We start from the raw sequence: 18463 nt of genomic DNA, 5'->3' as shown, positions 1-18463 counted from the left end.
GTTCGGTCACGGACCCCACGGTGAAGCGGACTGTAGGGTTTCGCCAAATGCCTGCCAGGACGGATGCCGACGACTTCCACGACGGTCGTCAACCCTCCGTTCACGAAGCCTCACGGCGTGCGTTCCGGGTGTCCGCATGCTGGACACCCCTCCTCCCGGGCGAGGGGACCGCCCAGACTGGCGGCGTTTTTGCCCTCTCTCGCCTCTCACGCATTGGACGAGCCGCGCCCATGCCCAGCACCACCACCGGGACGCCGCCCAGCACGGACGACGCCTCCCTCTCCCATGGCCTGAAACAGCGCCACCTGTCGATGATCGCCCTCGGCGGGGTGATCGGCGCCGGTCTGTTCGTCGGCTCCGGTGCGGGTATCGCCGCCGCCGGTCCGTCGATCGTGGTCGCCTACGCCCTCTCCGGTCTCCTCGTGATGCTGGTGATGCGGATGCTGGGCGAGATGTCGGCCGCCTATCCCTCGTCGGGTTCGTTCTCGGCGCACGCCGAGCGGGCGATCGGTCCCTGGGCCGGATTCACCGCCGGGTGGGCGTTCTGGGTGCTCCTCTGTACAGCCGTCGGCCTGGAGGGCATCGGGGCCGCGAAGATCGTCAGCGGCTGGCTGCCGGGCACCCCCGAGTGGGCGTGGGTGGCGCTGTTCATGGTCGTCTTCTGCGGCACCAACCTCGCGGCCGTGAAGAACTTCGGCGAGTTCGAGTTCTGGTTCGCTGCCCTGAAGGTCGGCGCGATCACCCTGTTCCTGGCGCTCGGCGTCCTGGCGATCGCCGGCGTCCTGCCCGGCACGGACTCGCCCGGGGCGAGCCACCTCTCCGACTTCATGCCGAACGGCGGCGAGGGCCTCGTCATCGGCCTGCTCGCCTCGGTCTTCGCCTACGGCGGCCTGGAGACGGTCACCATCGCGGCGGCCGAGTCGGAGAACCCCGTCAAGGGCGTGGCGAGCGCGGTCCGTACGGCGATGTGGCGCATCGCGCTGTTCTACGTCGGCTCGATGGCCGTCATCGTCACCCTGGTGCCGTGGGACTCCAAGGAGGTCGTCGAGAAGGGCCCGTACGTCGCCGCCCTGGACGAGCTGGGCATCCCCGGCGCCGGACAGCTGATGAACGTGGTCGTGCTGGTGGCCCTGCTGTCCGCCATGAACGCCAACGTCTACGGCGCCTCGCGCATCGGCTACTCCCTGGTGGAGCGCGGCCAAGGCCCGAAGGTGCTGGGCCGGGTCTCGGGCGGGGTGCCGCGGATCGCCGTACTGGCGTCCTCCGTCTTCGGGTTCCTGTGCGTGCTGCTGAGCTACTGGCGGCCGAACGACGTCTTCGCCTGGCTGCTGAACATGATCGGCGCGGTGATCCTGGTCGTCTGGATCTTCATCGCCGTCTCGCAGTTGCGGCTGCGCCGCCGGCTGGAGCGCGAGGCGCCGGAGAAGCTGGTCGTACGGATGTGGGCGTTCCCGTGGCTGACGTGGGTCGCCCTGGCCGGTATGGCCGCGGTCTTCGTCCTGATGGCCCGGGAGCCGGACACGCGGGTGCAGTTGTACTCGACGGGCGCGATGATGCTGGTCCTGGCGGCCGTCGGGTACGCGTGGCAGAAGGCGCGTGCCCGGACCGAGGGCTGATCAGCCCCGGGCCTCGGCCTGCCAGGTGGCGACCCAGGCCCGGTCGTGGGCGGCGAACGGGTGCTCGTGGCCGAGCACCCGCGCCCGGCGTTCGGACAACTCCTTCATGATCCCGATGGCCTCGTCGGTCCTGCCCAGACCCTGGGTGATGCGGGCGGTGAGGGAGGTGGCCGACAAGGTCAGGGGATGCTCCGAGCCCTGGAGCCGGGTCCGGTCGGCCACCACCCGGCGCGCCAGGGGCTCGGCCTCTGCATGGCGGCCGAACTCGAACAGGCCGCCCGCGTAGTCGTGCCGGGCCAGCACCGTCGTGGGGTGGTCCGGGCCCAGGGCACGCTCGGCGGCCTCGACGAGCGCGGGGCCCTCCTCCGCGAACTCCCTCTCCTTGCCGAGCTGGGGCAGGATCTCGATCAGCCCGCACCAGATGAACAGCGCCTCCGCGCTGTCCTCCCCCAGTGTCCGTCGGTAGCCGTCCAGCGCCCGCCTGGCCCAGGCCTCGGCCTCCTCGTCCCGGTCGAGCAGATCGAGCGACTGGGACAGCGCGGCGCAACTGTGCAGCGTGTCCGCGTCGTCGTCCCCGAGCAGGGTCTCCCGGCGTTCCAGCACCTCGCGGTGCGTTGCCTCGGCCTCGGCGAACCGTCCCATCCGGAACAGCGCCGTGCCCTGCAGGTGCCGGGCGTCCAGGAGCAGCCTGTGTTCGGCGCCCAGGACGCCCCGGACCGCTTCGACGACGGTGGGCGCGAGCGCCAGTGCTCCCGCGTAGTCCCCCGAGTCGTAGACCTGCCGCAGGACCCGCACCGCGAGCGTCGCGGTCCGCGCGTCCGCCGCCTGCGCGAGCAGTCTCGTCGCGTGCGGTGCCAGCAGTGCGAGGCGGCTCCGCGACTCGGGAGAGTCGGAACCCAGCTCGGGCAGCGCGGCCTCCAGGAGCGAGGCCGCCGCTTCAGCGACGATCGCCCGCCGCTCCCGCGGCACTCCCCGGGCCACGCTGTCGAGCAGCACTCCGTGGGCCCGCACGCAGCGCGCCCCCTCCACACTGACCAGCTCGGCCAGCGAGTGGTCGATCAGCCCCTTCAGCGACGGCTCCAACTGTTCGGCGGGAAGGGCGGGTTCGAGACCGTCGAGCGTCACCTCTCCCCGGGCCACCGGTACGAGCACGCTCAGCGGCAGGGGGTCCGCGGCCAGGAACGACAGCAACCGCAACAGTGTCGTCGCCTCGGGAAGTCCTTGGTCCGCCAGCGCGTCCAGCGACAACTGCCAGGTGCGGCCGACCAGTTGACGGGACTGGCTGCCACCGTGCCCGGCCGCGCCCCGGTCGACGATCGCCGTCGACTCCTCACCGAGCTTGCGGTCGTACTCGTCCATGGACCACGACTCCAGAAGTTGGTGGGCGAGATGGGACCCGGCCAGCGTGAGCGCGAGCGGCAGCCGGCCGAGGCGCTCAGCGACCTTTTGTGCGGACTCCAGGTCCCCGGCGTCCGGCGCCAGGTCGCACAGCACCTGGGCGGCTTCCCGCAACGGCAGGACACCCAGCGCGTGGCGGCGCACGCCCGGCCCCCGCCACAGCGGCGAGGTGGCATGCCGGGTGGTGACCAGGACCGTGCCCCGGGGGCTGGTGCGCAGCCACGCGCCGGCCTCCAGGACCGCCGGGTCGTCCGCGTTGTCGAGGACGAGCAGCCAGGGGTCGGCCGAGTGGTCGAGGTGGTGCCAGACCAGGTCGGCGGCGGCGCGCTGCCCCGCTGCCGCGGCGGCCAGCTCGCCGGCGGCCGCACCACGATCACCCGCCACGGCCAGCATCCCGGCACGCAGGGACATCAGCTCGGACGCGTTGACCCAGAAGCCGACGCGGCCGTGTTCGCGTACCGCCTCGTTGAACAGCCAGTGCGCCAGCGCGGTCTTGCCGCAGCCGCCCATGCCGTGCACGACGTGGACCTCGCCACCGGGTCCGGCGAGGGCCGCGACGAGCGCCTTGCGGAGTTCCGCACGGTCGCGCAGGACGCCGGGCGCCCGGCCGACGAGCGGCATCCGTACGGAATCAGGAGCGGCCGGACCGGCCCCCGCCGGGGACACGGTCTGGCGTCCGAACAGCGGTCCGCCGGCGCCGGCGTCGTAGTGATGGTGGTGTTCCTCGATGTACTGGTCGCCGGAGGTCTGGAAGATCCGCCCCTGCCCCGAGGCCCGAGCGCCGAGTTCGCTCATCGCTCGGTGATGTGCTGGTCGCGTCCGGCCTGGTAGACCCGGCCGCTGCCGGAGACCTCGGCGCGCAGCCGGACGTCCACCGCCGTCTGCGTCTGAGGGGGCTCGGGGTTCAACTCGGCGAGAATCCGGCGGAGTTCGTCGGCGACCTCGGGCCGGGCGACGAGGAGCCGGCGCAGCCTCGCCTGCCATTCGGCGGTGAGCTCGGCCTCGGTGTCGGTGTCTCCCGACTCGCGGGCGAGGAGCAGGTCCTCGCGGGTGGCCTCGAGTTCACCGCCCACGGTGTCGGCGCGGTCGGACTGGAAGCGCTGCCACAGGGCGAGAACGCCCTCGCGCGTGGACTCCCAGGCCTGGGTGGCCATCAGCGTCACCATCGTCGTGCCCGCCGTCCTGGCGAGCTCGGCCATCTCCGGTCCCACGGCATCCCCCTGTCGCGTACACACCGATGGTAGATCGCGTTCTCGGCCCCTGCCGAACGCATTCACGCAACGTGTGCGACCCTCCCACCTCCACCGTCTTGATGCTGCTAGCCTGCACTTGCAAGCTAATTGCAATAAGAGGTTCGAAGGGGTCTTGCCTTGCCGGTCTACACGTTGCCCGAGCTCCCGTACGACTACTCCGCGCTCGCCCCCGTGATCAGTCCCGAGATCATCGAGCTGCATCACGACAAGCACCACGCGGCCTATGTGAAGGGCGCCAACGACACGCTGGAGCAGCTCGCGGAAGCGCGGGACAAGGAGACCTGGGGGGCGATCAACGGGCTGGAGAAGAACCTGGCCTTCCACCTTTCCGGGCACATCCTGCACAGCATCTACTGGCAGAACATGACCGGCCCGAAGGACGGTGGCGGGGAGCCGCTGGCCGCTGACGGCGTGGGTGAGCTCGCGGACGCGATCACCGAGTCCTTCGGTTCCTACGCGAACTTCAAGGCGCAGCTGACCAAGGCCTCCGCGACGACGCAGGGCTCGGGCTGGGGCGTACTCGCCTACGAGCCGCTGAGCGGGCGGCTGATCGTGGAGCAGGTCTACGACCACCAGGGCAACGTCGGCCAGGGCGCCACCCCGATCCTCGTGTTCGACGCCTGGGAGCACGCCTTCTACCTGCAGTACAAGAACCAGAAGGTCGACTTCATCGAGGCGATGTGGCAGGTCGTCAACTGGCAGGACGTGGCCCGGCGTTACGAGGCCGCCAAGTCCCGCGCGGACGTGCTGCTGCTGGCCCCCTGAGGCCGCCCGCCGTATGAAGCGTCCTGCCTCGTGATCGTCTTCTCACCCTTCACGGCGGCAGGCGGAAAGAAGGAAGCCCCCGCGAGGACGTGACTCGCGGGGGCTTTCCCGTGCGTGGGCTAGGGCCTGTCGTTTGGATCAGGTCGCAGGGAATCGGCAGCGGCTTGTCATCGCCGTGAGCGGGGTCTGGTGCGTGCGGCTGCAAGGCGGAGGAGGGAGTCGACGCGGAGCGTCGGCGACCGACGACAACGCGGCAGATGTGCGTGCCAGACCCCGCGTCTGCGACCTGATCCAAACGACAGGCCCTAGGGCTTGCGGCCGAGCCCGCCGTGCTGGCCGATCGCCTCCGTGGACGCGCCCGGCTCGGGGTGCCACAGCGGTACCGAGACCACACCGGGTGCCACCAGCTCCAGGCCCTCGAAGAAGGCCTCGATCCGCTCGACCGGCCGCAGGAAGTAGGGGACCGCGCCGGTCTCGTTGTAGGCGTCCTGGGCCTGTTCGTAGGCCGGGTCGGTGCCGCGGGAGCCCTCGTTGAGGGAGAGGTAGCTGCCGGCGGGCAGTCCGGCCAGGAGGCGGCGGACGAGGTCGCGGGCCTGGTCGTAGTCGGCCACGTGGCCCAGGATGCCGCTGAGCATCAGGGCGGTGGGGCGGGTGAGGTCGAGTGTCTTCCCGGCTGCCTCGATGATGCGCTCCGGCTCGTAGAGGCTGATGGGCTCATAGGCCGTCGCGCCCTCGGGCGTGGAGGTGAGCAGGGCTCGGGCGTGTGCGAGGACCAGGGGGTCGTTGTCGACGTAGACGACACGCGACTCGGGGGCCAGGCGCTGGGCCACCTCGTGGGTGTTGTCGACGGTGGGCAGGCCGGTGCCCACGTCGAGGAACTGCCGTACGCCCGCCTCCTGGACGAGGTGGCGGATGGTGCGGCCGAGGAAGGCGCGGCTGCCGCGGGCGATGGTGACGATGCCGGGGAACACGGCGGTGTAGGCGTCACCGGCCGCCTCGTCCACCGGGTAGTTGTCTTTGCCGCCCAGCCAGTAGTTCCAGATCCGGGCCGAGTGCGGCACCGAGGTGTCGATCTGCGTCATGGGCCCATAGTGCTACGGCATGTCCGCCTCGCAGGGCACATTGAGTGAGAGGAGTGCGGCGGAACCGTCGGAGTTCATCCGCAGTTCGCTGAGCGCCGCGTTCCGCAACCGCGGGAGCACTCTGCGGTACTCCCGGGGCGGGATGGACAGCAGCGTGCACAGCACCAGCCGCAGCAGGGTGTTGTGGGCGACGACCAGGACGCGTCCGCCGGGGTGGGCGGCGGCGATGTCCCGCAGGGCACGGGTGCCCCGGGCCGCCGCCGCCAGCGGGTCCTCGGCGCCGGGGAAGGAGTGGGCCACCGGGTCGGCACGGTAGGCCGCGGCCCACTCCGGGTCCTCCGCCTCGAACTCGGCGAGTGTGCGGCCCTCCACCACTCCGAAGTCGCATTCGATGAGGCCGGGTTCGCGCTGTGGGGTGAGGCCTAGGGCGCGGCAGGCGGGCTCGGCGGTGGCGCCGGCCCGGGACAGCGGGGACGTCCAGATCGCGTCGACGGGGTGGGCGGCGGCCCATCGGCCGAGTGCCTCGGCCTGGGCGCGTCCGGTGTCGGTCAGCTCGATGTCGCTGACACCGGCGTACCGGTTCTCGGCGTGCCAGACGGTCTGCCCGTGCCGGGCCAGGAGGAGAGTCGTGGTGGTCATGGTCCGGTCCGTTCGTACGTGGTCGGGCCGCCGGCGCGGGGCGGCAGCCATCCGGTCAGGTCAGGCCGCCGATGCGGGGCGGCAGCCATCCGGTCAGGCCGCCGATGCGGGGCGGCGCCGGGGTGCCGGGGCGGGGTGAGGACGAGGCGGTCGGGGCGCCCGCGCGGAGCGACACCATGGTCGGCGGACCGCCCATGCGAGACGGTGTCGGGGTCGTCGTCATGACTCTGCCGTGTCCGGGTGCAGACGCATACGGGCGTGTTCCGCGACGGGTGCGGGCAGCCAGCCGCGTGCGTCCAGGGCGTTCACGAGCCGAGCGTACGGGTCGGCGAAGCGGGCCGTGCGCTCGGCGCGGGGTTCGAGCACCGTACGGACGCGGACCATGCGCTCGGCGACATCGGCGAGCGCTCCCGCCCCCGACACCCCGTACGCGGCCAACGCCGCCATTCCCAGGGCCGGTTCGGTCTGCTCCGGGACGCGGGCCGGGCGGCCGAGGATGTCGGCGCGCAGCTGGTTCCAGTACGGGCTGCGGGCGCCGCCGCCCGTGAAGGTGAGCGGGCCGTCGAGGGGGGCGCCCAGGTGGTGCAGATAGTCCAGGCACAGGCGTTCCGCGAAGCCCACGCCCTGGAGCAGCGCGGCCCACAGCTCGGCGTCGTCCGCGGGGTCGCCGAGGACGAACCCGGTGGCCTCCGGCGCCCGGAACGGGAACCGCTCCCCCGGCGACACCAGCGGGTAGGCGACCGCACGGGACGGCTCGAAGGCCGCCGCCCGCTCGTCCATGGCCGCCGGATCGGCCTCCGGGAAGTGCGCCGCCAGGGCCCCGGCGCCCACGCTCGACGCCCCGCCGGGCAGCCAGGTGCCGTCGGGGGCGCGGTGGTTGTAGACCACGCCGGTGGGGTCCCGGACCGGGTCCCAGGCGGCCCCCTTCAGCACGAGCGTGGTGCCCAGCACCGAGTTCCAGGAGCCGGGCCGCAGCGCGCCCGAGGCGATCTGGGCCGCGCAGCCGTCGGTCATGCCGGCGAGCACCGGCGTGCCGGCGGGGATGCCGGTGGCCTCGGCGGCCTGCGCGCGGATCTCGCCGAGGCGGGTGCCCGGGCGTACGACGTCGGGCAACAGTCGCTCCGGGACGCCCAGTTGGGCCAGGGCCGCCTCCGGCCAGGCCTCCCGGTGGAGGTCGTAGCCCGTCTTGAGGGCGTGGCTGGAGTCGGCCGGGGGAGGTTCGCCGGTGAGGCGGGTGACGATCAGGTCGGGCTGGTGGGCGAGGCGGAGGCCGGGGCCGTACTCCCCCACCAGCCACAGCGCCTTCGGCAGCGCCCAGGTGTCCTGCACCGCGAGCCCCGCGTCCCGGGCCCGTGCCGCCTCCGCCGCCGCGCGCCCGTCGTCGTACATCAGTGCGGGGCTCACCGGGCGGCCCGAGCCGTCCGTCAGCAGGACCGTGCCGGACGTGCCGCACACCGCGAGTCCGCCGATCGGCAGGCCCGGCGGGGCGGTGCCGAGCGCCGTACGCGACGCCGTGCACAGCGCCTCCCACCAGCGCTCCGGGTCCTGCTCGTGCCGCACCCCCTCGCGCCGCCCCGTCAGCGGGGCCGAGCCGCTGCCGAGGACCGTGCCGTCGGCGGCGACGAGCAGCACGCGGACGCTCTGCGTGCCCAGATCGATCCCCAGCCAGGCCTCATGCTCGTCCGTCATACGGCCTCCCGCACATACGAATCCGTGAACTTCACACTCTGCCCTGAGATTTTCCCGTGCGCGAGGGATTGACGCCCAACTTCAGCCGTTCCACCCTCTGTTAACGAGTCGACTCGACGTGTTAACCAGGCTCCACGTGGAGGTACGGATGGACACGCACGTGCACGACCGCCGGCGCTTCCTCGCCCTCGCCGCCGGGGCCGCAGCGGCCCCGCTGCTCACGGCCTGCGGCTCCGGTTTCGGCGGGAACGACAGCAAGAGCGACGGGTCAGCCGCGGACGACATCACCGGTTCCTTCGACTGGAAGCGGGAGAAGGGCACCACCGTCAAGGCGCTGCTCAACAAGCACCCGTACACGGACGCCCTGATAGCCGACCTGAAGTCCTTCACCGAGAAGACCGGCATCAAGGTCGAGTACGACGTCTTCCCCGAGGACAACTACTTCGACAAGCTCACCGTGGACCTGTCCAGCGGGCGTGCCTCCTACGACGTGTTCATGCTCGGCGCGTACATGGTGTGGCAGTACGGGCCGCCGAACTGGCTGGAGGACCTCGGCCCCTGGATGCGCAACTCCTCGGCGACGGGCGCCGAGTGGGACCAGGCGGACTTCTTCCCGAACCTGCTTCAGGCCGACCAGTGGTCGCTGAAGGCGGGCGCGCCGCTCGGCCAGGGCGGGCAGTACGCGCTGCCGTGGGGCTGGGAGACGAACGTCGTCGCCTACAACACCGAGCTGTTCAAGAAGCTGGGCGTGAAACCCGCCGAGTCCTTCGAGGAGCTGACCGAACTCGCCGGGACCATCAAGCAGAAGGCGCCGGGCGCCGGCTTCGACGGGATGTACGGGATCGCCGTACGCGGCTCCAGGAGCTGGGCCACCATCCACCCGGGCTTCATGACGATGTACGCCCGCAACGGGCTGAAGGACTTCACGGTCGACGGCGGGAAGCTCACCCCCGCCATGAACAGCCCCGAGGCCGTCGCCTTCACCGAGGACTGGGCCCGGATGGTCAAGCGGGGCGGGCCGCCGTCCTGGACGTCGTACACCTGGTACCAGTGCTCCAGCGACCTGGGCGCGAAGAAGGCCGGGATGCTGTTCGACGCCGACACGGCCGCCTACTTCCAGGCGGTGAAGGGCGCCAGCCCCGCCTCCGGGAAGATCGCCTTCCACCCGGGGCCGAAGGGGCCCGACGGGTCGCTGGCCACCAACATGTGGATCTGGTCGCTCGGCATGAACGCCAAGAGCAAGAAGAAGAGCGCCAGTTGGCTGTTCCTGCAGTGGGCGACCGGCAAGGAGCACCTGCGCAAGAGCGCGATCACCCACAACCACATCGACCCGGTGCGCAAGTCGGTGGCCGACGACGCCGCGTACAAGGACAAGATGCGGCATCTGCCGGGCTTCCTGGAGACCTTCGAGACGGTCGTCGACCAGACGAAGATCCACTTCACCCCGCAGGCGCAGTTCTTCGACGCGACGACCAGCTGGGCGGCGGCCCTCCAGGAGATCTACGGCGGCAAGGGCGCGAAGTCGGTCCTGGACGGGCTGGCGGACGACCTCGCCGACAAGGTGGGGTAGCGCATGCGCCTGGCCCTGCGCCCGTACCTCCTGATCGTCCCGGCCCTGCTGCTGACCTGCGGGATCCTCTACCCCTTCGGGCTCGGGCTGTACTACACGCTGTTCGACTTCTCGGCGAGCAAGCCGCAGCCGGACATGGTGCGGTTCGAGAACTACTCGACCGTGTTCACGCAGGAGGCGTTCTGGAACTCGGCGTGGGTGACGGTGCTGTACGCGGTCGGGGCGGCCCTCGTCGAGACCGTGCTCGGGGTGGCCGTCGCCCTGCTGCTGCACCGCTCGACCCTGCTGGGCCGGATCCTGGAGAAGATCCTGATCCTGCCGCTGATGATCGCCCCGGTGATCGCGGCGATCATCTGGAAGCTGATGCTCCAGCCATCGGTGGGGGTGGTCAACTATCTGCTGCGGCCCTTCGGTCTCGGCGGGGTGCAGTGGACCGACACCCCGACGGGCGCGCTGCTGTCGTCGATCGCCGTGGACGTGTGGGTGTACACGCCGTTCGTGGCGATCCTCGCCCTCGCCGGTCTGCGGTCGCTGCCCGCCTCCCCGTTCGAGGCGGCGGCCGTGGACGGCGCGGGGTGGTGGTACACCTTCCGGCGGCTGACGCTGCCGATGCTGTGGCCGTATGTGCTGGTAGCGGTGATCTTCCGGTTCATGGACTCGCTGAAGGTGTTCGACATCATCTACGCCCTGACGGAGGGCGGGCCGGGTGACTCGACGGTGGTGCTCCAGATCCGGGCGTATCTCGAAGCCATCCGCTTCCAGCGGTACTCCTTCGGGATCAGCTACACGATCGTGCTGTGGGCCGTGGTGTATCTGGCCGCGATGGTGCTGGTGAAGCATCTGGGGAAGATCCAGCGGAAGGCCGCGGAGGTGTCCTCATGAGGAAACGCCTGGTGGGGTGGTTGTGCGACACCGCCCTCGTCCTCTACTTCGTCTTCGCGCTGTTCCCGATCGCCTGGATGGTGATCCTGTCGCTGAAGCCGACCGACCAGCTCTTCTCCACCTACTTCTCCTTCTCCCCCACCCTCGACGGCTACCGAACGGTCCTCGGTGACAGCGAGGGCATCCCGTTCGTGCGGTTCTTCGTCAACAGCCTGGTGGTGTCGGTGGGGGCGGTCGCGCTGTCGCTGGTGGTGGGGCTGCCGGCGGCGTACGCCTCGGCGCGGTGGCGGTTCAAGGGCTCCGAGAACCTGATGTTCACGCTGCTGTCGTTCCGTTTCGCGCCCGAACTGACCGTGATCATCCCGCTGTTCGTGCTGTACCAGAAGCTCGGGTTGTTCGACACGTACGTCGGCATGGTGTGGGTGCTGCAACTGGTCACGCTGCCGCTGATCGTGTGGATCATGCGGTCCTACTTCGCCGATCTGACACCGGAGCTGGAGCAGGCGGCGCTGCTGGACGGCTACACCCGCAAGCAGGCCTTCTTCCGCGTCGCCCTGCCGCTGGTCAAGCCGGGCATCGCGGCCGTGTCGCTGCTGGCCTTCATCTTCGCCTGGAACAACTTCGTCTTCCCGCTGATCCTCACCTCCAACGAGGCGCAGACGGTGACCGTGGGCGCGCTGTCCTTCCTCGGCGGGGACCGGCCCAAGTACAACCTGACGGCCGCCGCCGCGCTGGTGTCCGTCGTCCCGCCGCTGCTGCTGGCGCTGACGATCCAGCGGTATCTGGTGCGGGGCCTGTCGTTCGGGGCGGTGAAATCGTGATTACGCTGAGCGGGATACGGAAGGCGTACGGCAAGACCGTCGCGCTCGACGAGCTCGAACTGGAGGTCAGGGAAGGCGAGTTCTTCTGCCTGCTGGGCCCGTCCGGAGCCGGCAAGACGACGACCCTCAAGACGATCGCCGGGCTCGAACAGCCCGACTCCGGCACGGTCGTGCTCGACGGCAAGGACATGCGGGGCGTGGAGCCGTACGACCGGGGCGTGGCCATGTGCTTCGAGAGCTACGCCCTCTACCCGCACCGCTCGGCCTACGACAACCTGGCCTCGCCGCTGCGCTCCCCCCGGCACCGGCTGCCCGCCCACGAGGCCCGGCAGCGGATCGGCGCGGTCGCCGAACTGCTCGGCATCTCCGCCCTGCTGGACCGGCCCGTGGGCCAGTTGTCCAACGGCCAGCGGCAGCGGGTCGCCCTCGGGCGGGTGCTGGTGCGGCCGGCCCGGGCCTTCCTGCTCGACGAGCCGCTGTCCCACCTGGACGCGAAACTCCGCCAGCAGATGCGGGCCGAGCTGAAGGCGATCGGGGCCGTGCAGCACACCACCACGCTGTACGTCACACACGACTCCGTCGAGGCGCTGGCGCTCGGCGACCGGATCGGGGTCATCCGCCAGGGGCGGATCGTGCAGACGGGCACGCGGGAGGAGATCTGGTACCGGCCGTACGACACGGAGGTCGCGCGGGCCTTCGGGCGGCCCCGGATCAATCTGCTGCCCGGGGTGGTCACGGAGAGCGGAGTGCGGGCGGACGGCGGGGTGGAGCTGCCGGTCCGGGCGTCGGCCGCGCCCGGCACGGACGTCCTCGTCGGCCTGCGGCCCCGGGACCTCGCCCTGCGCGGCGAGGGGCACGAACTCACCGGGAGCGTGTACGTCACCGAGGTCCTCGGACGGTCCGTCGAGGTCACCGTCCGGCTCGGCACCGGGGAACAGCGTGTGTCGCTGGTGGCCCCCCGGGCGGACGCGGCACGCCTCCGGGCGGACGATCCCGTACGGCTCACGGTCCGGCCTGAGAACCTGCTGCTGTTCGAGGCCGACCGGCCGGAGCGCCCGGGACGACGGATAGAGACACAGTCATGAGCAGCAGCAGTGGTGGACAGCAGGGGCCCGCGGCGCGGCAGGCCGCCATGGCCGAGCAGGTGCTGGCCGACGGCTCGGCGACGGCGGCGGAGCTCGCCGAGCGGTTCAAGGTGAGCCTGATGACCATCCACCGCGACCTCGACGAGCTCGAACGGCAGGGCATCGTACGGAAGTCCCGGGGCGGCGTGACCGCGCAGCCGTCGGGGGTCTTCGAGTCGAATGTGCAGTACCGGCTGAAGACCATGCGGGCCGAGAAGGCCGCCGTCGCCGAGCACGCGCTGCGGATGGTGGAGCCCGGCATGGCGATCCTGCTGGACGACTCCACGTCCACCCTGGAGATAGCCAGGCGGCTGCGCACGGGCGAGGTCACACCGCTGACGGTCGTCACCAACTTCCTGGAGGCCATCAACCTGCTGTCCGACCAGCGGGGCATCCACCTGATGGCGCTCGGCGGCGACTACGACCCGCTGCACTCCTCGTTCCTCGGGGTGTCCTGCGTGGAGGCGGTCGAGCAGCTGCGCGTGGACGTGTGCTTCGCGTCGACGTCGGCCGTGCACGGGGGTTACGCCTACCACCAGGAGCAGCACATCGTGTCCGTGAAGCGGGCGATGCTCGACGCGGCGGCACGCAACGTCCTGTTGATCGACCACACCAAGCTCGGCCGGGTCGCCCTGCACCGGGTGGTCCCGCTGTCCCGCTTCGACACGCTCCTGGTGGACGACGGGGCGTCGCCGGAGGCACTGCGGGATCTGGACGAGCACAAGGTCCGTTACGAGGTTTGCGCGACGAAGGGCGGCCATGACGGGAACCGGGCTGGAGCTACGTGAACTCCGTAAGACGTATCAGTCGCGCGGGCGGCCCTCCGTGGAGGCCGTACGCGGGATCGATCTGAACCTCCGGTCCGGGGAGTTGCTCGGGCTGCTCGGGCCTTCGGGCTGCGGCAAGTCGACCACGCTGCGGATGATCGCCGGGCTCGAGTCCGTGACCGGCGGGGACATCCTGGTCGGCGGGGACTCGGTCGTCGAACGGCCCGCTCAGCGGCGGAACATCGGGGTCGCGTTCGAGAACTACGCGCTGTATCCGCCGCTGTCGGTCGCGGAGAACCTGGCGTTCGGGCTCAAGGCGCGCAAGAAGGCCGCCCGCGGTTCCAGGGGGGACGTCGACCGCAAGGTGAAGGAGATCGCCGAGCGGGTGGGCCTGACCGACCTCCTCGGTGCCCGCCCGGCCGGGCTGTCCAGCGGCCAGAAGCAGCGGGTCTCCCTGGCCCGGGCCCTGATCCGCGAACCCGACGTGCTGCTCCTCGACGAGCCGCTGTCCCATCTGGACGCGGCCCAGCGCGACACCACCCGCCGTGAACTCAAGCGCATCCAGCAGGACCTGGGCCACACCACGATCCTGGTCACCCACGACCAGGAGGAGGCCCTCTCGCTCGCCGACCGGATCGCCGTGATGAAGGACGGCGTGATCCAGCAGCTCGGCACGCCGTACGAGATCTACGACAGCCCGGCCAACGTGTTCGTCGCGGACTTCGTCGGCGAACCCGCGATCACCCTGCTGCCCGGCATCGCCACCGGCGACGGCGAGGCCCGCCTCTCCGGCTCGGTGCGGATCGCGCTGCCCGTGCCGGTGGAGCAGGGGCGGGAGGTGGTGGTCGGGATCCGCCCCGAGGACGTCTCGCTCACCGCCGAGGGCGGCCTGCCCGCCCGGGTCGTCGCCCACGAGCCGCTCCTGGAGGCGGGCCTTGCGACCCTCGCCCTCGAGGGTGTCGAACGCCATCTGGTCGTCCTCACCGACCCCGAGGTACGGCTCTCCCACGACGAGCGGGTCCGGGTCGCCGCCGATCCCCAGCACACCCATGTCTTCGACGCCGAGACGGGAGCCTCACTGCGATGACCTCCGAAGAGAACGTGCGTGTCGTGGCCGCCGGTGACCACTTCGTTCTGCCGTCGCTGATCACACGGGCGGTGGAGCGCGAGGTGGAGCGGGCCGACATCAAGGAGCTGGAACTCGGGTGGCCGCTGGAGCCGTTCGGGCCGGTCGCCGAGGTGCAGGAGGCCAGTGACGCCGAGGACGAGATGATCGAGGCGCTGGCCGGGGCGGAGGTCCTGGTCACGCAGATGGGGCCGGTCACCGAGCGGGTGCTCGCCGCCTGCCCGGATCTGAAACTGGTCGTGGTCTGCCGGGGCGGTCCGGTCAACGTCAACCTGGACGCGGCCAAGAACCGTGATGTGCGGGTGTGCTTCGCGCCGGGCCGCAACGCCGCCGCCACCGCCGAGTTCACCGTCGGCCTGATGCTGTCCGCCCTGCGCCGCATTCCGCAGGCTCATGAGCCGCTGGCCCGGCAGGGCAGCTGGGAGGGCGCGACGTACTACACGTACGAGCAGAGCGGTCTGGAGCTGGAGGACCTGCCCGTCGGCCTCGTCGGATACGGGGCCGTCGGCAGCCGGGTCGCACGGGTGCTGTGCGCGTTCGGGGCACGGGTGATGGTGTACGACCCGTATGTGCACGGGGAGATCCACGGCCTGCGCGTGGCCTCGCTCGACGAACTCCTGCGCGGCTCCCGGGTGATCACCCTGCACGCCCGGCTCACCCCCGAGACCCGAGGGCTGATCGGCGCCCGGGAGCTGGGGCTGCTGCCGCCCGGCGCGGTGGTGGTGAACGTGGCCCGGGGCCCGCTGCTGGACGAGGGCGCGCTGTGCGACGCGCTGGAGAGCGGGCGGCTGTCGGCGGCGGCCCTCGACACGTACGAGCGGGAGCCGTTGCCGGCTCAGTCCCGGCTGCTGGGGCTGGGCGACCGTGTGGTGCTGACCCCGCACCTGGGCGGGGCGTCGCGCGCGGTGGCGGAGAAGGCCGCGCGGATCGCCGCCGAAGAGGTGGGCCGCTGGGTGCGCGGCGAGCCGCTCGCGCACTGCCTGACCTGAGGACCGGGAGGAGAGCCGCATGTACGTCGGTATCGATGTGGGCACGTCCATGGTCAAGGCGGCGGCCTTCGACTCCGCCGGCCGTCAGCTGGCCGTGGCGTCCCGGTCGGTGGCCCTGTCGCTGCGGGGCGGGGTCGTCGAGCAGGACATGGAGGAGGTGTACGGGGCGGTCGTGGCCGTCCTCGGCGAGGTCACCGAGCGGGTCCCGGAACCGGTCGAGCTGGCCGGGCTCACCGGGCAGGGCGACGGGGTGTGGCTGGTCGACGGCGAGGGTCGGCCCGTGCGGCCGGCGGCCTCCTGGATGGACGGGCGGGCGCACGAACTGGTCGACCGGTGGCTGGCGGACGGCACGTTCGAGACCGTGTTCCGGCGGACCGGCAGCGCGATGTTCCCCGGGTGCCCGGGGCCGCTGCTGGCCTGGCTGGACAGCAGCGAACCGAAGACGCTGGATGCCGCGAAGGCCGCCCTGTACTGCAAGGACATGGTGTTCCAGCGGCTGACGGGGGCCGGTCCGACAACCGATGTCTCGGACGCCTCGATGCCCTTCCTCGACCCGCGGACCCGGACCTACGACAACCGGGTCGTCGAGCTGCTGGGGCTGACCCACCGGCGCGGTCTGCTCGCCCCGGTGAGCGACCCGGTCGCGACGGCCGAGACGCTCGGCGAGGGCCTGCCGTCCGGCACCCGGATCGCGAACGGCCCCTACGATCTGCCGGCCTGCGCGCTGGGCGCCGGGGTGACCTCCCCGGGCGACGGTCTGCTGATCGTCGGCACCTGTCTGGCCAGCCTGGTCGCCACGACGGAGCTGGACCTGACCGGCGAACCGGCGGGCCTGTACATCTCCACGGACCGGCCCGGTCACTGGCTGCGCGCCATGCCCGCGATGGTCGGCACGGCGGCGCTGGACTGGGTGCTGTCGACGACCGGGGTGGCACACGACGAGGTGGACGGCCTGCTGGCCGAGACCCCGCCGGGCGCGAACGGCGTCCGGGTGCTGCCGTACTTCGCGCCCTCCGGTGAACGCGCTCCCTTCGTGGAGCCACGGCTGCGGGCCGAACTCCTCGGTGTCTCCCTGGAGTCGACCCGGGGCGATCTGGTCCGGGCGACCTGCGAGGGCATCGGGTACGCGGCCCGGCACTGCCTGGAGGCGGCGGGCCTCGACGGGAACCTGGCCGTCTGCGGCGGCGGCACCCGCAGCACCGCCTGGATGCGGCTGCTCGCGGATGTGCTCGGCCGGCCGTTGCGGGTCGTCGAGGGCGAGGTGGGGGCGCGGGGCGCGGTCCTGGCGGCGGCGGAGCGGTACGGGGTGCCGCTGGAGGCGGAGGTGTGGACTCGGCCGACGGAGGTCGTCGAGCCGGATCCGGGGCGGGCCGCGTACTACACGAAGGGCTATGAGGAGCACCTGTCCCGGCTCGCCGAGGCACGGACCCGCGCAAGGGCCTGAACAACACCCGTACGACGAGAGGGACTTGGATGCACCTGAGACGCCGATCTCTCCTGCTCGCGGCCGCCGCCACACCGGCGGTCGCCGCCGCCCCGGTGGTAGCCGCCGTACCCGCACAAGCGGCCCCCGCCGAGAGGCGCCCCGTGGTCATCGGCCATCGCGGCGCGGCCGGCTGGCGCCCCGAGCACACGGCCGCCTCGTACACGTACGCCGTGCAGACGGGCGCGGACTGGATCGAACCGGACCTGGTGCCGACGAAGGACCATGTGCTCGTCGTCCGGCACGAGAACGAGATCTCCCAGACGACCGACGTGGCCCTCCGCCCCGAGTTCGCGGACCGCCGTACGACGAAGACGGTCGACGGCCGTGCCGTGACGGGATGGTTCACGGAGGACTTCACCCTCGCCGAGCTGAAGACGCTGCGGGCGGTGGAGCGGCTGCCGCAGGTCCGCAACCGCAACACGGTCTTCGACGGCCGTGAGGAGGTGATGACCTTCCAGGAGGTCGTGGAGCTGGCACGGCGGCTGTCGCGGACCCACGGCCGGACGATCGCCGTCTTCCCGGAGACCAAGCACCCCACGTACTTCCGGTCCGCCGGGCTGCCGTTGGAGCCGAAGCTCGCGGAGGCGATCCGCCGCAACCGGCTCGGCCGGCGCGAGTGCGTCGTGCAGTCCTTCGAGCCGACGAGCCTCAAGCGCATGACGGGGCTGGGTGTGCCGCTGTGGCAGGCGCTGGGGACGACGGGCGGGCCGTACGACCTGCCCGGGAGGACCTACAAGGAGATGATGACGCCCGCGGGCCTGGCGGAGATCGCGGAGTACGCGGACTGGATCGGGCCGGACAAGTCGTCGCTCGTCGGCACCTCTCTCCTCGCGGACGCCCATGCCGCGGGGCTGCGCGTGGGCCCGTACACCTTCCGCGCGGAGAACCAGTTCCTGCCGGCGGACCTCCGGCGGGGAACCGGACCGAACGATTTCGGGGACGCGTTCGCCGAGTACGCGCTGTACTACCGCATGGGAGTCGACGCGGTGGTGACCGACTTCCCTGACGTGGCGGTGATGGCTAGGAGGGGCTGATGTTCTTCAAGGACAAGCACTGCCCGACCTGTGGCGGCAGCGGCACTCAGGTGTTCACGCCGCTCAAGCCCGAGGAGAGGAAAGCCCTCGGGACGGGCCGTACGGACCTGTGGCGCTGCACCGCTCCGGGCTGCCGGTGGTACCAGCCCTGGGGCCATCAGGCCGGCGGGGGCCGGCTCCCGGAGGACATGCAGAACCCGGGAGCCGACGCCTCGGTGTGAG

Annotated in this window: 18 protein-coding genes; 12 read left to right on the top strand and 6 right to left on the bottom strand. The window is 71.4% G+C overall.

Annotated features, from left to right (window positions below; all coding sequences use genetic code 11):
• Positions 1 to 230: 230 nt before the first annotated feature.
• On the top strand, positions 231 to 1616 hold the full coding sequence (locus tag ACWIF2_RS12375) for an amino acid permease (RefSeq protein ID WP_454360118.1): 1386 nt from the start codon (positions 231 to 233) through the stop codon (positions 1614 to 1616).
• Here ACWIF2_RS12375 and ACWIF2_RS12370 read toward each other — a convergent pair whose 3' ends face one another.
• On the bottom strand, positions 1617 to 3809 hold the full coding sequence (locus ACWIF2_RS12370) for a tetratricopeptide repeat protein (RefSeq protein WP_454360117.1): 2193 nt from the start codon (positions 3807 to 3809) through the stop codon (positions 1617 to 1619). It lies immediately after the preceding gene.
• Entirely contained in the window at positions 3806 to 4225 is a 420-nt protein-coding gene (locus tag ACWIF2_RS12365; protein ID WP_454360116.1) for a hypothetical protein, read from the bottom strand. Before ACWIF2_RS12365 ends, ACWIF2_RS12370 begins: the two co-directional genes overlap by 4 nt.
• Positions 4226 to 4384: 159 nt before the next feature.
• Here ACWIF2_RS12365 and ACWIF2_RS12360 point away from each other — a divergent pair, with 159 nt between their 5' ends.
• Positions 4385 to 5032 (top strand): superoxide dismutase, encoded by a 648-nt coding sequence (locus ACWIF2_RS12360; protein WP_454360115.1) that lies wholly within the window; start codon positions 4385 to 4387, stop codon positions 5030 to 5032.
• 305 nt (positions 5033 to 5337) lie between these two features.
• Here ACWIF2_RS12360 and ACWIF2_RS12355 read toward each other — a convergent pair whose 3' ends face one another.
• From ACWIF2_RS12355 to ACWIF2_RS12340, 4 genes are read right to left on the bottom strand one after another with little or no spacing between them, the layout of a single operon-like run.
• Positions 5338 to 6114 carry an SAM-dependent methyltransferase gene (locus ACWIF2_RS12355; RefSeq protein WP_454360114.1) on the bottom strand — a complete coding sequence of 259 codons (777 nt, stop codon included), beginning with the start codon at positions 6112 to 6114 and terminating at the stop codon, positions 5338 to 5340.
• Positions 6115 to 6126: 12 nt separating this feature from the next.
• Positions 6127 to 6753 (bottom strand): histidine phosphatase family protein, encoded by a 627-nt coding sequence (locus ACWIF2_RS12350; protein WP_454360113.1) that lies wholly within the window; start codon positions 6751 to 6753, stop codon positions 6127 to 6129.
• Between the two features lie 55 nt (positions 6754 to 6808).
• Positions 6809 to 6976 carry a hypothetical protein gene (locus tag ACWIF2_RS12345; RefSeq protein WP_454360112.1) on the bottom strand — a complete coding sequence of 56 codons (168 nt, stop codon included), beginning with the start codon at positions 6974 to 6976 and terminating at the stop codon, positions 6809 to 6811.
• Positions 6973 to 8442 carry an FGGY-family carbohydrate kinase gene (locus ACWIF2_RS12340; protein ID WP_454360111.1) on the bottom strand — a complete coding sequence of 490 codons (1470 nt, stop codon included), beginning with the start codon at positions 8440 to 8442 and terminating at the stop codon, positions 6973 to 6975. Before ACWIF2_RS12340 ends, ACWIF2_RS12345 begins: the two co-directional genes overlap by 4 nt.
• Before the next feature lie 148 nt (positions 8443 to 8590).
• Between ACWIF2_RS12340 and ACWIF2_RS12335 the strand changes: the two genes are divergently transcribed.
• The 10 genes from ACWIF2_RS12335 to ACWIF2_RS12290 are packed head-to-tail and all read left to right on the top strand — an operon-like array spanning position 8591 to position 18462.
• Positions 8591 to 10012: an ABC transporter substrate-binding protein gene (locus tag ACWIF2_RS12335; RefSeq protein ID WP_454360110.1), complete on the top strand. Its 1422-nt coding sequence runs from the start codon at positions 8591 to 8593 to the stop codon at positions 10010 to 10012.
• A 3-nt stretch (positions 10013 to 10015) separates the two neighbouring features.
• Positions 10016 to 10894, top strand: coding sequence for a carbohydrate ABC transporter permease (locus tag ACWIF2_RS12330; RefSeq protein WP_454360109.1), 879 nt, complete (start codon positions 10016 to 10018; stop codon positions 10892 to 10894).
• Positions 10891 to 11715: a carbohydrate ABC transporter permease gene (locus ACWIF2_RS12325; protein ID WP_382493786.1), complete on the top strand. Its 825-nt coding sequence runs from the start codon at positions 10891 to 10893 to the stop codon at positions 11713 to 11715. Before ACWIF2_RS12330 ends, ACWIF2_RS12325 begins: the two co-directional genes overlap by 4 nt.
• A complete protein-coding gene (locus ACWIF2_RS12320) occupies positions 11712 to 12800 on the top strand; it encodes an ABC transporter ATP-binding protein (protein ID WP_454360108.1) in 1089 nt (362 codons plus the stop codon). Before ACWIF2_RS12325 ends, ACWIF2_RS12320 begins: the two co-directional genes overlap by 4 nt.
• On the top strand, positions 12797 to 13627 hold the full coding sequence (locus tag ACWIF2_RS12315; protein WP_454360107.1) for a DeoR/GlpR family DNA-binding transcription regulator: 831 nt from the start codon (positions 12797 to 12799) through the stop codon (positions 13625 to 13627). Before ACWIF2_RS12320 ends, ACWIF2_RS12315 begins: the two co-directional genes overlap by 4 nt.
• Entirely contained in the window at positions 13599 to 14693 is a 1095-nt protein-coding gene (locus ACWIF2_RS12310) for an ABC transporter ATP-binding protein (protein WP_454360106.1), read from the top strand. The genes ACWIF2_RS12315 and ACWIF2_RS12310 overlap by 29 nt, the downstream gene beginning before the upstream one ends.
• Positions 14690 to 15721, top strand: a complete 1032-nt coding sequence (locus tag ACWIF2_RS12305) for a 2-hydroxyacid dehydrogenase (RefSeq protein WP_454360105.1) — start codon at positions 14690 to 14692, stop codon at positions 15719 to 15721. The genes ACWIF2_RS12310 and ACWIF2_RS12305 overlap by 4 nt, the downstream gene beginning before the upstream one ends.
• A 19-nt stretch (positions 15722 to 15740) precedes the next feature.
• Entirely contained in the window at positions 15741 to 17165 is a 1425-nt protein-coding gene (locus ACWIF2_RS12300; RefSeq protein ID WP_454360104.1) for an FGGY family carbohydrate kinase, read from the top strand.
• 29 nt (positions 17166 to 17194) lie between these two features.
• Positions 17195 to 18241, top strand: coding sequence for a glycerophosphodiester phosphodiesterase family protein (locus ACWIF2_RS12295; protein WP_454360103.1), 1047 nt, complete (start codon positions 17195 to 17197; stop codon positions 18239 to 18241).
• Entirely contained in the window at positions 18241 to 18462 is a 222-nt protein-coding gene (locus tag ACWIF2_RS12290) for a hypothetical protein (RefSeq protein WP_382493806.1), read from the top strand. The genes ACWIF2_RS12295 and ACWIF2_RS12290 overlap by 1 nt, the downstream gene beginning before the upstream one ends.
• Position 18463: the final 1 nt, after the last annotated feature.

It is taken from the genome of Streptomyces sp. NPDC055506, assembly GCF_053643595.1.
The sequence above is the reverse complement of the archived record's forward strand: the minus strand, read 5'-3'. Positions and strand labels throughout refer to the sequence as shown.